This is a genomic window from Venatorbacter sp. C2-1, from assembly GCF_022832715.1.
Taxonomy (GTDB): Bacteria; Pseudomonadota; Gammaproteobacteria; order Pseudomonadales; family Oceanobacteraceae; genus Venatoribacter; species Venatoribacter alkanivorans.
Map to the genome: position 1 here is coordinate 2,523,977 of NZ_CP094879.1, position 12,431 is coordinate 2,536,407.

General features: G+C 50.2%; 13 protein-coding genes. 4 read left to right on the forward strand and 9 right to left on the reverse strand.

Annotated elements, in window-relative coordinates; translation table 11 throughout:
• Positions 1–100: 100 nt before the first annotated feature.
• A complete protein-coding gene (locus tag MT343_RS11210; RefSeq protein WP_145470536.1) occupies positions 101–1,000 on the forward strand; it encodes a LysR family transcriptional regulator in 900 nt (299 codons plus the stop codon).
• Between the two features lie 64 nt (positions 1,001–1,064).
• Here MT343_RS11210 and MT343_RS11215 read toward each other — a convergent pair whose 3' ends face one another.
• The 3 genes from MT343_RS11215 to MT343_RS11225 all read right to left on the reverse strand — a co-directional run bounded on the left by MT343_RS11215 (position 1,065) and on the right by MT343_RS11225 (position 5,181).
• The gene (locus MT343_RS11215; protein ID WP_145470534.1) at positions 1,065–3,098 is read right to left on the reverse strand and encodes a bifunctional 2',3'-cyclic-nucleotide 2'-phosphodiesterase/3'-nucleotidase; all 2,034 of its coding nucleotides are present in this window, start codon (positions 3,096–3,098) and stop codon (positions 1,065–1,067) included.
• A gap of 271 nt (positions 3,099–3,369) precedes the next feature.
• On the reverse strand, positions 3,370–4,317 hold the full coding sequence (locus tag MT343_RS11220) for an MBL fold metallo-hydrolase (protein WP_145470532.1): 948 nt from the start codon (positions 4,315–4,317) through the stop codon (positions 3,370–3,372).
• 267 nt (positions 4,318–4,584) lie between these two features.
• Positions 4,585–5,181 (reverse strand): TetR/AcrR family transcriptional regulator, encoded by a 597-nt coding sequence (locus MT343_RS11225; RefSeq protein ID WP_145470530.1) that lies wholly within the window; start codon positions 5,179–5,181, stop codon positions 4,585–4,587.
• 85 nt (positions 5,182–5,266) lie between these two features.
• On the opposite strand from MT343_RS11225, the gene MT343_RS11230 reads away from it, so the two are divergent.
• The 3 genes from MT343_RS11230 to MT343_RS11240 all read left to right on the forward strand — a co-directional run bounded on the left by MT343_RS11230 (position 5,267) and on the right by MT343_RS11240 (position 7,694).
• On the forward strand, positions 5,267–6,058 hold the full coding sequence (locus tag MT343_RS11230) for a crotonase/enoyl-CoA hydratase family protein (RefSeq protein WP_145470528.1): 792 nt from the start codon (positions 5,267–5,269) through the stop codon (positions 6,056–6,058).
• Between the two features lie 699 nt (positions 6,059–6,757).
• Positions 6,758–7,042, forward strand: coding sequence for a hypothetical protein (locus tag MT343_RS11235; protein WP_186436019.1), 285 nt, complete (start codon positions 6,758–6,760; stop codon positions 7,040–7,042).
• The gene (locus MT343_RS11240; RefSeq protein WP_186436018.1) at positions 7,026–7,694 is read left to right on the forward strand and encodes a DUF4334 domain-containing protein; all 669 of its coding nucleotides are present in this window, start codon (positions 7,026–7,028) and stop codon (positions 7,692–7,694) included. The genes MT343_RS11235 and MT343_RS11240 overlap by 17 nt, the downstream gene beginning before the upstream one ends.
• 109 nt (positions 7,695–7,803) lie before the next feature.
• Here the strand turns inward: MT343_RS11240 and MT343_RS11245 are convergent, their stop codons facing one another.
• The 6 genes from MT343_RS11245 to MT343_RS11270 form a co-directional block, all read right to left on the reverse strand.
• Complete coding sequence (locus MT343_RS11245) at positions 7,804–8,058, reverse strand: DUF5676 family membrane protein (protein WP_145470524.1); 255 nt, start codon at positions 8,056–8,058, stop codon at positions 7,804–7,806.
• Positions 8,059–8,157: 99 nt separating this feature from the next.
• Complete coding sequence (locus MT343_RS11250; RefSeq protein WP_145470522.1) at positions 8,158–8,526, reverse strand: cation transporter; 369 nt, start codon at positions 8,524–8,526, stop codon at positions 8,158–8,160.
• Positions 8,527–8,715: 189 nt separating this feature from the next.
• Complete coding sequence (locus MT343_RS11255) at positions 8,716–9,072, reverse strand: cupredoxin domain-containing protein (protein ID WP_243989387.1); 357 nt, start codon at positions 9,070–9,072, stop codon at positions 8,716–8,718.
• Positions 9,073–9,083: 11 nt separating this feature from the next.
• Positions 9,084–11,315 carry a heavy metal translocating P-type ATPase gene (locus MT343_RS11260; RefSeq protein ID WP_145470587.1) on the reverse strand — a complete coding sequence of 744 codons (2,232 nt, stop codon included), beginning with the start codon at positions 11,313–11,315 and terminating at the stop codon, positions 9,084–9,086.
• 167 nt (positions 11,316–11,482) lie between these two features.
• Positions 11,483–12,037 carry a c-type cytochrome gene (locus tag MT343_RS11265; protein WP_145470520.1) on the reverse strand — a complete coding sequence of 185 codons (555 nt, stop codon included), beginning with the start codon at positions 12,035–12,037 and terminating at the stop codon, positions 11,483–11,485.
• A 60-nt stretch (positions 12,038–12,097) separates the two neighbouring features.
• Positions 12,098–12,415, reverse strand: a complete 318-nt coding sequence (locus tag MT343_RS11270) for a hypothetical protein (protein ID WP_145470518.1) — start codon at positions 12,413–12,415, stop codon at positions 12,098–12,100.
• Positions 12,416–12,431 lie beyond the last annotated feature (16 nt).

A 12,431-nucleotide genomic window follows, 5' to 3' on the forward strand; every position in this document is an offset into this window, starting at 1 on the left:
TGAGGGGAATTCCTCACTGCTTGAATCCACTGTAGTTGTTTTCATTTTGGCGATAAATATCGCTATCATTGTTTAATTATCAACAAAATGAAGATAAACAATGGATCGCATCGACAGCCTGAAAGCCTTTGTTGCCGTAGTCAGCGAGGGTTCCTTTGCCCGCGCCGCCGAACGGCTTGATCTGAGCCCGCAGCTGGTCAGCAAATACGTGTCGCAACTGGAAGCGCATCTGAATACCCGCCTGCTTAACCGCACCACCCGTCAGGTCAGCATTACCGAGGCCGGCAGCGCCTGTTTTCAGCGCGCGCAGCAGATACTGGCCGATATGGATGATCTGGAAAATCAGCTCGGCGAGCTGCAGAACACAGCGCGCGGCGTATTACGCATCAGCGCGCCGGTATCCTTTGCCATCAGCCATCTGGCAAAACCGCTCACCGAATTTCAGGCGCAATGGCCGGATGTGCGCATCGATCTGCAACTGAACGACCGCAAGGTGGATATTATTGAAGAAGGTTTCGATATTGCCCTGCGCATCGGCCGCCTGCAAAGCTCGTCACTCATTGCCCGACGCATCGCACCAATAAGACTGGTGACCTGCGCCTCGCCGGAATATTTAAAACAGTACGGAACCCCACAAAGCCGCGCAGAGCTGAAAGACCATCGTTATCTGCATTACAGCTACGCCACAGAAGATACTATTCTGGTGCCCGGAGCCGGTTTAAGCGGCCAGCTTAACAGCGCCTTTCAGGCGAATAACGGTAATGTATTAACCCAGGCCGCCATTAACGGCGCAGGCATTGTGGTACAGCCCACCTTTATTGCCGGGCCGGCGATACGGGAAGGAAAACTGCAGGTGATTTTACAAGGCTCAGAACCAGAACCCATCGGCCTGTATGCGGTGTATGCGCACCGCCAGTTATTATCCGGCAAGGTGCGCAGTTTTCTCGACTTTATCAGCGATTATTACGGCGACACGCCCTACTGGGATAATTTTTCCTGACGACCGCACGCCCGCAATAAAAAACGGGAGCCGCTGGCTCCCGTTTTTAATTCGCCGATAAAGCTTATTGCAGATTAATACTGTAAACACCAAAACCATCGGCATCAGTGCTGTTATAGGTAACAGCGGCGTTACCGGCAGCAAAGGCTTTTGCCGAGTCTTTTGCCGAACTTCTGAACACCACGCTGGTATTGCTCAGCGAGGTAAACGACCAGTTATTATCAGCTGATGGATCAAAACCCGTTACCGGATTCTGTTCGGTCATGGCGATCAGATAATCGGCAACGGTCTGACGGTTTTCGTTCGGTGCATCAATTACAATTTTATCGCTGCTGACACCAGGGAAATGACCACCGCCACCGGCACGGTAATTGTTGGTGACCACCAGAAATTCATCGGCATCGATAATAGCGGCATTGTTATAACGGACGTTTTTAATACGGTTATGCGCCGCGTCAATCAGATTACCGGACACGTCGTAACGCGCTTCCTGACTGACATCAATCTCGTAGGTAATGCCGTCAATCACATCAAAGTTATAACTTGGGAAACTGGCATTAATCAGTTCAGAACCTGAGCTGCCAGGCACGATGGTATTAAACTGACCGGCTGACATTTCCAGCCATTCTTTAACGTCCGCACCGGTGAGCTTCATCACCTTCAGCGTGTTCGGATAAATATACAGGTCGGCCACATTACCGTATGACACATTACCCGCACTCAGATCGGTAAAATCATCGGCGCCACCACGTCCGGCACGGAACGGCGCACCGACCGAAAGAATTGGCAGGCTGGCATATTCCGTACCCGCAACAATCGATTCCACGTACCAGGTCTGGGCATCGGTGACGACCTGAATAGACGGATCATCCTGCACCAGCGCAAAAAAGCTGTTTACCGGTGCCGAGATTTTGGCAAAAGGCTCACTCACCCACTGACGTACATCGGCATGATCCGCCGCGACCGCCGCTTCAATGCCGGCATGATTCGCCACCAACGAGGTAACAGAGCGGTCCGGATTGCTCTGTGAAATGGGTTTAAGAGTCGACTGGCTGTCGCTTACCTGCCATTGGCCATCCGTATTCAGCGCCAGCGTCATGTCGATATAACCCAGATATTTCCCCCAGTAACCAGGCATAACCGCCGGAATACCGTTTAATGTTCCTTTAACATTATCGATACCGGCAACGTTATCGTAACCACTGTCACCGGGGAAATTACGATGCGCATGGCCGAACATAATGGCGTCAATACCTTCAACCTGCGACAAATAAAGGCTGGCATTTTCTTCGCCGCCGCTACGGGTCTCGGTGGTAATACCGGAGTGCGCGATGGCAATAATAATATCGGCACCTTCCTGCTTCATTTGCGGAACATAGTGCCTGGCCATATCGACGATGTCTTTGGCAATGACCCGCGTTTCCAGATTGTTTTTATCCCACTGCAGAATCTGTGGCGGCACAAAACCGATATAGCCAATGGTCAGGGTGTGGGCCAGACCTTCGCTGTCCAGCACCTGCTTATCCTGCAGCACATAAGGCTTAAAGTAAGGAATATCGTTCGTGCTGTCGTTGTCGGCATCATCAAAGAAAACGTTGGCGGAGATATAAGGAAAACCGGCATCGTCCAGTGCTTCTTTCAGGAAAGGCAAACCATAGTTAAACTCATGGTTACCGATGTTCGCCACGTCATAATCGAGCAGGTTCATCGCTTTATAAATCGGGTGAACCTCATTGGTATTCAGCCCCTTAACCTTGGCAACATAATCACCCAGCGGGCTGCCCTGCAGTAAATCACCGTTATCCACCAGTACGCTGTTTTTCACTTCTGCACGGGCGGCATTGATCAGCGACGCCGTTTTCACCAGACCGACCGTGTCGTCCTGCGCGTTCTGGTAGTAGTTGAAATTCATGATATTGGCGTGCAGGTCGGTGGTTTCCATTACCCGCAGGATAACGGTAGCAGCCTTGCCAGCAGCATCTGTATTGCCGCTGTTGCTATTGTCGCTGTTGTCATCGTCAGAACCACAGGCCGAGAGCCCCAGAGCAACGGCAGAATACAGGGCCAGACGGAGAAAAGGTGTACGGGTCGGTTTCATGGATCGGGCTGTCCTTAGTAGCAGAAAGCCCATGACACTAAAAGAGTTTAATGACAGTAAAGTTAATAGAAAATAACAGAATTAAGTCTGCGCCATGGCAGCACAGCCAGTGGAATTTAGCTGTCAGAAACAGCGACACAGACAAACCAGACTGCAAGTGACACCAGTCACCTGCAGTCGCGTTTATACCGCGTCAGACTCATAGCAGAAGGTTAATGCCTGAGAGTTGATGACTAAGGGTTAATGACGGAAAGTTGAGGCAGAAAGCTGATCACGATAAGGCTTCCTGACGGCTGAGCCAGACTTCAAGCCCCTGCGCATTAAGCCGGGCATCAGTCGCCAGCCAGCGCCGGCGGAGGGCGTCATCCAGCGCCGGATTCAGCTCTCGCGCACGGGCCATCAGCCAGTCAAGAATGGCAGCGGCCATACGTTCAACCCGCCCTTCTTTGTGCTCTTTTTCGGCGCTGGCAATAGCCACAAAGGCATCCAGCGACGCCAGCAGTTGCGTCACATTGGTGTTATCGGCAGCAACCGGGCCGTAATGGGTGAGATACACCGCCGCAGGTTCCAGCGCAGCAATCCGCTCAATACTGGCACGCATCGCCTGCGGATCAAAATGCACCGGCGTGGTGGTCACAAACAACAGCACATCACCCTCTGCGGTATCAAAAATACGATATGACACACCAAAGGTGTCGCCACTGAACAGCGCATTGCTCAGCGAATCGTGAATGCACACATGGTGCAGCGCGTGTCCCGGCGTATCGAAAAAGGTAAAGGTACGGCCATTAAAATTCAGCGTAAAACCCTCGGCCGCCTCAACCACCCGCTCTGCGCTCACCGGAATTAACGCACCGTATAATTTGCGGTAATTTTCTTCGCCGTACACCGCCATGGTGCCGGCTTCGAGTTTTGCCGGGTTAATAATATGTGCCGCACCGCGCGGATGAACCACCAGTTTGGCGTTCGGGCATTGTGCCATTAACGCCCCGGCACCAGCAGCATGATCGAGATGAATATGGGTAAGAATAATCCAGTCGAGATGCTCAGGCGTTAACCCCAGTTCGGCAATCGCTGCCAGCACATGCGGCACCGTATGGGCAGTGCCGGTTTCAATTAACGCCAGACGATCCCCCTGACGGATTAAATAGACACTGGCCAGACCGTGCGCGACGTAATCGGCGTCGATCTGCATAATGCCCGCCGGATGCTGAATCATAATACTCTCCTCTGTTTGACTGACAGACTAAACAGCCCTGACGCTGTATACCATGACACATTAGTCGGCTGTCAAAAGTCGGCTATCAACAGTTCGCTTTAACGGTCGGCTTTATTTGAGTACCGAACCAGCAATCTCAGGCTTTCCGTAAAAATGGGACAAATCCCATATCGGTATAAGACATGTAAAGAAAAGTATCGCTTTGCAAGATAGCACCTGGAAATAATTTAAATTCCGCCAGCTTTGCATATATCTGTCTGAAAAGACTCAACTATCCGTGGCGTCCTTAACGCGCATCCCCTGAGCAATTAGTAATATCGCTGCGTTAGCGGATTCATGGATATAAGCCGGGTCATGGTGAACTAACATCGATGATAATGCTCCCTCAAGTAAAAGAAAAACATAACGCGCTGTAGCCTCTGAATTTATCAGGCCATAGCGGCGAAATTCTTCAGCGAACCATTCTTCGACATTTTTCTTGTGTAAAGATGCTGTTTTTATCGCCGGGTGGCCTGGCTTATTAGCTAATTCACCCACTGTTCTCTGAAACCCGCACCCTCTCCACTTCGGATGACTTGTCGTTTCTGAAACTCCGTTAAAAACCGCCCGAACTTTATCAGTAATCTCACCTTCTTCGTCATCAAACCATTTTTTATACGCCTGCAGGTTTAACTGATCTCTGGACCTCAGATACTCAGTAATCAGTTCATCCTTACTCTGAAAGTGATAATACAGTGTTCGCTTCGTAATACCGGCTTTTTCTGCAATGGCATCGACGCTTGTTGCTCTGATTCCTGTCATATAGAACAGCGTTTTGGCAGCATTCAGAATGCGTGTTTTCGTATCCTTCTTCGCATCAGCCATTTATGTATACCGTATAGTGAGTGTAAAAAATCCTAATCTACGAATATTATCTTTTCAACCACTAAATGCTTATAAGGATTACATAATGAAGCCGCTGATTATTATCGAAAAAAAGAGTGATATAGCATTCCTGACGTTAAATCGACCAGAAAAATTAAACGCCCTTAACTATGCAACAAATGATCTCTTGCTAGAACTTCTGGATGAAATTGAAAACGACACATCGATTCGCGCCATAATTTTGACAGGCGCAGGAGAAAGCGCTTTCTCTGCGGGTGGCGACATTCACGAATTTACCCAAAGTATCAAACAGGGAGGCGATGTCGCTGTGAGGGAATTTGTTCGTCGCGGACAGAAAATGACATCAAGAATAGAGTCTTTTCCAAAACCCATTATCGTTGCGGTGAATGGCATTGCATTTGGCGGCGGTTGTGAAATTACAGAGGCAGCACATCTGGCCGTCGCCAGCGAAAAAGCTATCTTCGCCAAGCCTGAAATAAACATCGGAATCCCCCCTACTTTTGGTGGAACCCAGCGCTTGCCCCGGTTGGCCGGGCGAAAGCGCGCTCTGGAATTGCTCCTGACAGGCGATAGATTCTCACCAGAACGGGCATATGAAATGGGTCTGGTCAATCAGGTTGTCCCTCATGAAGACTTGATACCGACAGCCATTCAGCTGGCTAACCGTATATTGCAACACTCCCCTTTAGCCACAGCCCGAATCATTTCAGCAGTAACCCGAGGCTTAAACACAACCATTGGTGAAGGGCTTGAAATAGAAAAAGAACAGTTCGCCCGCATGCTTCATACGGACGATATTATTACCGGACTGGACGCCTGGATTGAGCGTCGCAAGCCTGTCTACAGCGGTCGATAAAATTAAGGAAAATACAATTATCAGATTCACTTCAGAAATCAGTTATCCCCGTGCATATTCAAATATTTTACTGTTTGAATATGCACCTAATAAAAACCACATGAGTGGTTTAGCCTGACAAGTTGCTTCTATAAATGATCCTATACAGCATGATCTTTACTTTGTTGTGGTTCCTGATAAACCGGACGCTGATATTTCGCCGAAACCTCTCTGCTCAGATAAAATTCAGAACAGAGAAAGCAACGAATACAAAACGATATCAGCCAACCAAGGCTGAGCAACGGATCAGGCTACAGAAATCACCTCTATGAAAATGGGGTTCCTTACCGGCAATCACATCCGCCTTCACATTTACGAAGGTAGTATCAGGCTTATGCTTTATGCCCTCATAAAATGTTTGAATACTATCCTCCTTAAAATCAGGACTGCGAGGAAAAGCCTTAACGACAGATACCACCTGCCCCAGAACAAGCAGCACGCGTGTGGCTTTCCTGATGCCGATACTCTCAGACGCGCTTTTGTTCGCCTTGTGGGGATTACACCTGCGGAGTATCGGAAACGTTTCGCATCGATAAGAATTGATAAATAACCAGCTGCAGAAGTTCTGCACAACCCGGGTAGCCCACTCACCGACCCGAATGGCCTTCAACCGCGCTGTGCAATCAACCTGTTGTCAGCAGCAGACCTGACTTTTCCGGAATGTTTAATGCTGAAACAGCGCCGCTATTCTCTCGGGCGGCATCTCCCCTGACGTTATTCAGCTTATTTGCAGCGCCGTACTGCCCACCTCCATACGACCGACTTTGGGAAGAGGAACGACTGAACGGCTCTGGTGGTGCAAATATTTATGGCTTGACCCTCCCTCCTGTTTATGAAACCCTGAAAATCAAGAGTGACACGCCATTCAGCTTTAAAAACCATGGCACACCACTGGCCCAACAGAACAACAACAAAGGCAAAAATCCCTATGAATACCAAAGGTAAATTAGTCATCAACCTGCCAGGCATCCTGTATGACGTGGCGCAATGGGTAATGTTTCCGCTGAATATGCTGATCAGCGGCATGTGCCACCTTCAGCCTAAGTCATCGGTCTGGAATGAAGGCAAGTGGCAGAATCGGAGACTCGAAGGCTCTGGCAAACCGCTGGATCAAATCAAAACAGAGATCCTTGAACAGCAAGACATCGCTTATAACGAAGAAGATCTGGTTCGCCTGTACGACTCACTGCCCAATGTAAGCGCCAAAGAAGATCTGGTGGGTCGCTACTGGAAAGGAAAAATTTTAAGAACCAATGGTTCTGTATTGGATCTTGCCGAATGGGTAATCGTTCGCCCACTCAGCCTTCTGGGTATTAAGTGGGGTAAACGCTACCGTACACAACATCAGGGAGACCCACTGTTATTCCGCTGGGCTGACAAGCTGTACTTTCCGATCCCGATCTGGGGCAATGTTGGCATGACAGATATCCGCTGGCGTGAAGAAGCCACGGCAACAATGAATTATGATCATCAGCCCTGGAAAGATTATTTCAAACTGATCAGTAATGAAAATGGAAGCGTTGTACTTTTGGGTGTCTGGACCCATAAGCATATTGCCGGAGGATGGTTTACCCTGACGCTGGAAGATTCTGAATAAATCAGACCCGATCCCACTGGTCGCGCTCAGAGTACAGGACGCGACTGGTGGCCATTATGCTGTTCAGAACAACCTGCGCTTATGGCGTAAGCCGATATTGAACGGTAATTTAAAGCAATCGATTATAGATTGCGCTCAGCAGTGCCCCGGTAGCGCCCGCAATCACTGACCAGGCAACCAAACCACCAATAAAGCTAACTACCGTCAGGTGCCAGCCCATATTTTCCAGCTGCATATGCACCATATGCCCGGACATAGATAACATAAGGCCCGGCAACAGACTCACCAAAACGCTGCAGGCAAGCCACAAAACGGCTGCTGTCAGAGCACAAGCCAAAGCAAATTTTTGAGTGTTCAGTTTCATACTTCACCATCCTTTTGGAAATCCAAAATAGCAAAACAAACATCAGCCATCGTATTCAGCACAGCGATACAATATCTGCACATCCCTGAGCATTATCTATCAGCGTTTTCGTCCACTTCCCGGTGGGGATTTATGGCAGCTCCAGGGCTCACGAATCGCGTTTTCTTTAACATTATCATCAACAAACTTGTAATAGCCTTCTTTAAAGTGCGTCCACCAGTCATGACTGACGGCAACATCATGGGCACTCAAAATGTCTTCTATATTGTCCAGATTAACTCTGGAGGCGTCATACGCAAGATTCAGCACCCGGCTTTTTTCGTCAAAGGATATGCAATCGAGACCATAAAGCTGATCAATCTCAGCAATAGCTGCTTGCCGTTTGTTCTCGTCAACAGGCTCCAGTTGCAGATGACGCACCACCAGGTTCACTTCTGATACGCCTAATCGGTGTTTTTTATCGCTCATATTTATTTCCTTCTCATCAGACGGAATTTTGTTAAAAAGAGTGCCCGATATTTGGCATGATCTTTAATATTTTTACCCATCCGCCGTTGTCAGCCGAGTTCTACCGCGGTCAGTCAATTTCAGCGTTCTCTGTACGGTATTCGGCAACCACAACGGCTCCCGGACAAGCCAAAGAGCAGATAGCATCCTCTATTCCACCGTAAGCTGGCCGCGATACATCTGCATCTGGCAGTGAAAGGCATAATCACCTTTAGACATCGGTGGTAAATCAATACGTTTGCGCTTGTTTAACGGCAAGGTATCGCTGATATGTAAATCCGGTATCAGCAGTACCTCCGAACAGGGCGATGCGTCTTTACGCAAAAAATTAAGACTAACAGGCTGGTTGGCAGGAAGCCTGATACGCGCCGGCTGATAGGTGCCGTTTTCAACAATGATCAGCAGTTCATCGTTAGCCAACGTGGTTTGCGGCGGCTGATACAGCCAGAACCACCAGACAATCAGTGCAATGAACGCTAAGCCGGCCAGATTAATTAAGATCATCATGCCATTTCCCCTTAATGTTCCTGCGCTTTAAATAAGCGCAGACGGTTGGCATTGGTAACCACCGTCAGTGATGAGAATGCCATTGCTGCACCGGCAATTACCGGACTTAATAATAATCCGAAAAACGGATACAGCACCCCGGCCGCAAAAGGCACACCGGCAACGTTATAAAAAAAGGCACCCAACAGGTTTTGTTTAATATTACGCAGCGTCGCCTTACTGATCGCAATGGCATCGGCCAGTCCATGCAGCGAACCACGCATCAGGGTTATGTCGGCGCTTTCGATAGCGACATCAGTACCCGTGCCAATGGCAAAACCAACATCGGCAATGGCCAATGCCGGCGCATCATTAATGCCATCACCGGTCATTCCCACGACCTCGCCCAGCATCTGCAGCTCCTGTACTTTTTTGGATTTATCTTCCGGCAAGACCTCGGCGAAGAACTCTGTAATACCCGCTTTTTCTGCGACCGCTTTGGCGGTAGCACGATTATCCCCGGTCAACATCACCACACGAATGCCACTCCGTTGCAGGCGTTTGATAGCAGCGATGGAGTCCTCTTTAATCGGGTCAGCCACAGCGATAATGCCCGCCAGGGTGCCGTTGACGGCAAGGTACATCGGCGTTTTGGCATCGGCGGCCAGATGCTGAGCCTTATCAATAAAAGATCCCAGCGTAATGCTGCGCTCTTGCATCAGCTTTTCATTACCAAACAGCAGCTGCTGCCCATCAACGATTGCCTCAACGCCATGACCGGCGATGGCGTTAAACTGACTCATCGCTAACAGGTCGATGCCCCGCTCGTTGGCAGATTCAACAATGGCCTGCGCCAACGGATGTTCAGAGCCAGATTCCAGGCTGGCCGCTAATTGCAGGGTACGTGTTTCATCCATCGCTGCGGCCGTGACAATATCGGTCACCTTAGGTGAACCCAGAGTAATAGTGCCGGTTTTATCCAGAATCATGGCCGTGATTCTGGATGAGGTTTGTAAGGCTTCGCCGTTGCGGATCAGAACCCCCGCCTCTGCGGCCTTACCAACGCCGACCATCACCGACATCGGCGTGGCCAGCCCCAGTGCGCAGGGACAGGCAATAATCAGAACCGTCGTTGCCGACACCATCGCAAAAGCCACCACCGGTTCCGGCCCGAAATTCAGCCAGGCCAGAGCACTGACAATCGCAATGATCATAATAATGGGAACAAAATAGGCTGAAATAACATCGGCCAGCCGGCCGATGGGCGGTTTTGAATTCTGCGCACGTTTTACCATATCGATAATCTGCGCCAGTGCCGTGTCTTTCCCCACCCGTGTTGCTTTGAACACTATGGAGCCGGTTTTGTTGATGGTGCCGGCCACCACTTCATCACCCTCACCTTTTTCAACCGGCATGGGTTCACCGGTCAGCATCGATTCATCGATGCTGGTATGGCCGTCAGTCACTTCACCATCGACCGGGACTTTCTCACCAGGACGCACGCGCACCAGATCGTGCAGTTCAACCTGTGAAATCGGAATATCTGTTTCATAACCATCGCGGATAATCCGCGCCGTTTTAGGTTGCAGTCCGATCAGACGTTTGACGGCTTCTGAGGTTTTGCCACGGGCTTTGAGTTCCAGCGCGAGGCCCAGATTAATTAAACCGATGATCATCGCAGTTGCTTCAAAATAGACGTGGCGTGCCATACCCGGCATCACATCAGGAGCCAACACCACCACCATCGAATAGATCCAGGCCGTACCTGTCCCCAGAGCAATCAGGGTATCCATATTTGCCGAATGATTTTTAAACGACTGCCAGGCTCCCACATAAAAATGCCGGCCGGAAAATACCATCACGGCCAGTGTCAGCAGCCCGACAATCAACCAGACTATGCGTTCACTGGTGGTGGTAACGGTCATTTCGCCAACGACCAGGCTATAGATCATCAGCGGTATCCCAAGGCCGAGTGCGATGGTCATTTCCCGCATCAGGCGTTTGTAATAGGCCCAGTCGGCTTGCTCTTTTTCCGCCAGGGCGTCGCTTTCACTTTCCGCCTGCTGAACTTTGGCACCGTAACCGGCCTGCTCGACCGCCTGAATCAGTGCACCGGCATCGGCGCTGCCCTCAATGCTGACCGTGCGTTGCGCTAAGTTCATTTCGGCCTTAGTTACACCGGGTACATGTTGCAGTGCAGTCTCAATTTTTTTCACACAACTGGCGCAACTGGCACCTTCAACCAACAGTTCCTGCCGCGGCAGATGTCTGTCGGGTGACCGCGTTGATGCAGCACTATCCGTAGTCTCTGTAGCCACTTTGTTATCCTCTTGTCCGCAATATTCCACTTAAATAACAGGTCATATTCCCCCGTTTTCAGGCCGGGCCTGATCAGCGCAGCACTGCCGGAGCCAGTAGTTTTCCGCTCAGGCTAGTGATGTCCGGAGCTGGCCTTATCCCTCGCCGTCAGAATCTGATATTGCTCCTCAGTCAGCTCCGGCAGACGTTGCAGGAAAGCCACCATAGCCCAGATACGCTGATCGTCGTGGGTCTTACCCCAGGCAGGCATGCCAGAGGCTTTAATACCGTGTTTAATAATCCAGAACTGACGACGGGCAAGGCTTTGTTTATCGTCGCCCGCATGTTCATGCTCATCCAGACCGGCGGTTAAATTGGGAGGCACGGGATATAAGCCAAGGCTCATATCACTATAGGTTTTTCCCGGCCGTAAATGACAACCGGCGCACATCTCGTTGTAATCCGGACCACCGGCCAGCAGCCAATCAGCTGAGTTGAGATCCGGCACATCAAGCGGCCGGGAGGCTCTGTCAATTGATCGCTCCCGTAACGTCTCCAGCAGCCAATAGGTCAAAGGGTTATGCGGCGTGTCGGCAGCCACGGAATACACGCCGGAATAAATAAAGCCAAAGCCCGCCAGCAGCAGAATAACGCCTGCCAGAATCATGCCCCTGATGATATTCAACATGATATCTCCTGCCCGGTCCTGATAGCCCCTTCAGGGGTTATGCATCCTGTGCCGTCAGGATTAATGCCCATGTTGATCACCGTCATCATGCCCGCCGGATGTCTGATGATGCCCGCTGTCATCTTTATGGGCGGAACCATGTTTCTGATCCTGCTTCTGATCCTCTGCATTACCGTGCATGGCCTCTGCGCATTTTTTCATCATCGCCTGCATCACCGGATCGGATGCGTTCATTGACGCCTGATGCATGTCCGGCATCGCACTGCAGTCAGGGCTTTCACCTTTCGCCGCATGTTCAGAAGGATCATGGGCATTGGCCAGCGCCGAAAATGCAATGCCGGAAACCAGTACCCAAACAGCTGTTGATATTGTTTTCATGTCACACACCTTATGG

Excerpts from the sequence above, each read along its gene's own strand:
- MT343_RS11255 (WP_243989387.1), bottom strand. The coding sequence starts at position 9,072 with ATGATGATCTTAATTAATCTGGCCGGCTTAGCGTTCATTGCACTGATT.
- MT343_RS11245 (WP_145470524.1), bottom strand. The coding sequence starts at position 8,058 with ATGAAACTGAACACTCAAAAATTTGCTTTGGCTTGTGCTCTGACAGCA.
- MT343_RS11240 (WP_186436018.1), top strand. The coding sequence starts at position 7,026 with ATGAATACCAAAGGTAAATTAGTCATCAACCTGCCAGGCATCCTGTAT.
- MT343_RS11220 (WP_145470532.1), bottom strand. The coding sequence starts at position 4,317 with ATGATTCAGCATCCGGCGGGCATTATGCAGATCGACGCCGATTACGTC.
- MT343_RS11225 (WP_145470530.1), bottom strand. The coding sequence starts at position 5,181 with ATGGCTGATGCGAAGAAGGATACGAAAACACGCATTCTGAATGCTGCC.
- MT343_RS11210 (WP_145470536.1), top strand. The coding sequence starts at position 101 with ATGGATCGCATCGACAGCCTGAAAGCCTTTGTTGCCGTAGTCAGCGAG.
- MT343_RS11250 (WP_145470522.1), bottom strand. The coding sequence starts at position 8,526 with ATGAGCGATAAAAAACACCGATTAGGCGTATCAGAAGTGAACCTGGTG.
- MT343_RS11265 (WP_145470520.1), bottom strand. The coding sequence starts at position 12,037 with ATGTTGAATATCATCAGGGGCATGATTCTGGCAGGCGTTATTCTGCTG.
- MT343_RS11270 (WP_145470518.1), bottom strand. The coding sequence starts at position 12,415 with ATGAAAACAATATCAACAGCTGTTTGGGTACTGGTTTCCGGCATTGCA.
- MT343_RS11235 (WP_186436019.1), top strand. The coding sequence starts at position 6,758 with ATGTTTAATGCTGAAACAGCGCCGCTATTCTCTCGGGCGGCATCTCCC.
- MT343_RS11215 (WP_145470534.1), bottom strand. The coding sequence starts at position 3,098 with ATGAAACCGACCCGTACACCTTTTCTCCGTCTGGCCCTGTATTCTGCC.
- MT343_RS11230 (WP_145470528.1), top strand. The coding sequence starts at position 5,267 with ATGAAGCCGCTGATTATTATCGAAAAAAAGAGTGATATAGCATTCCTG.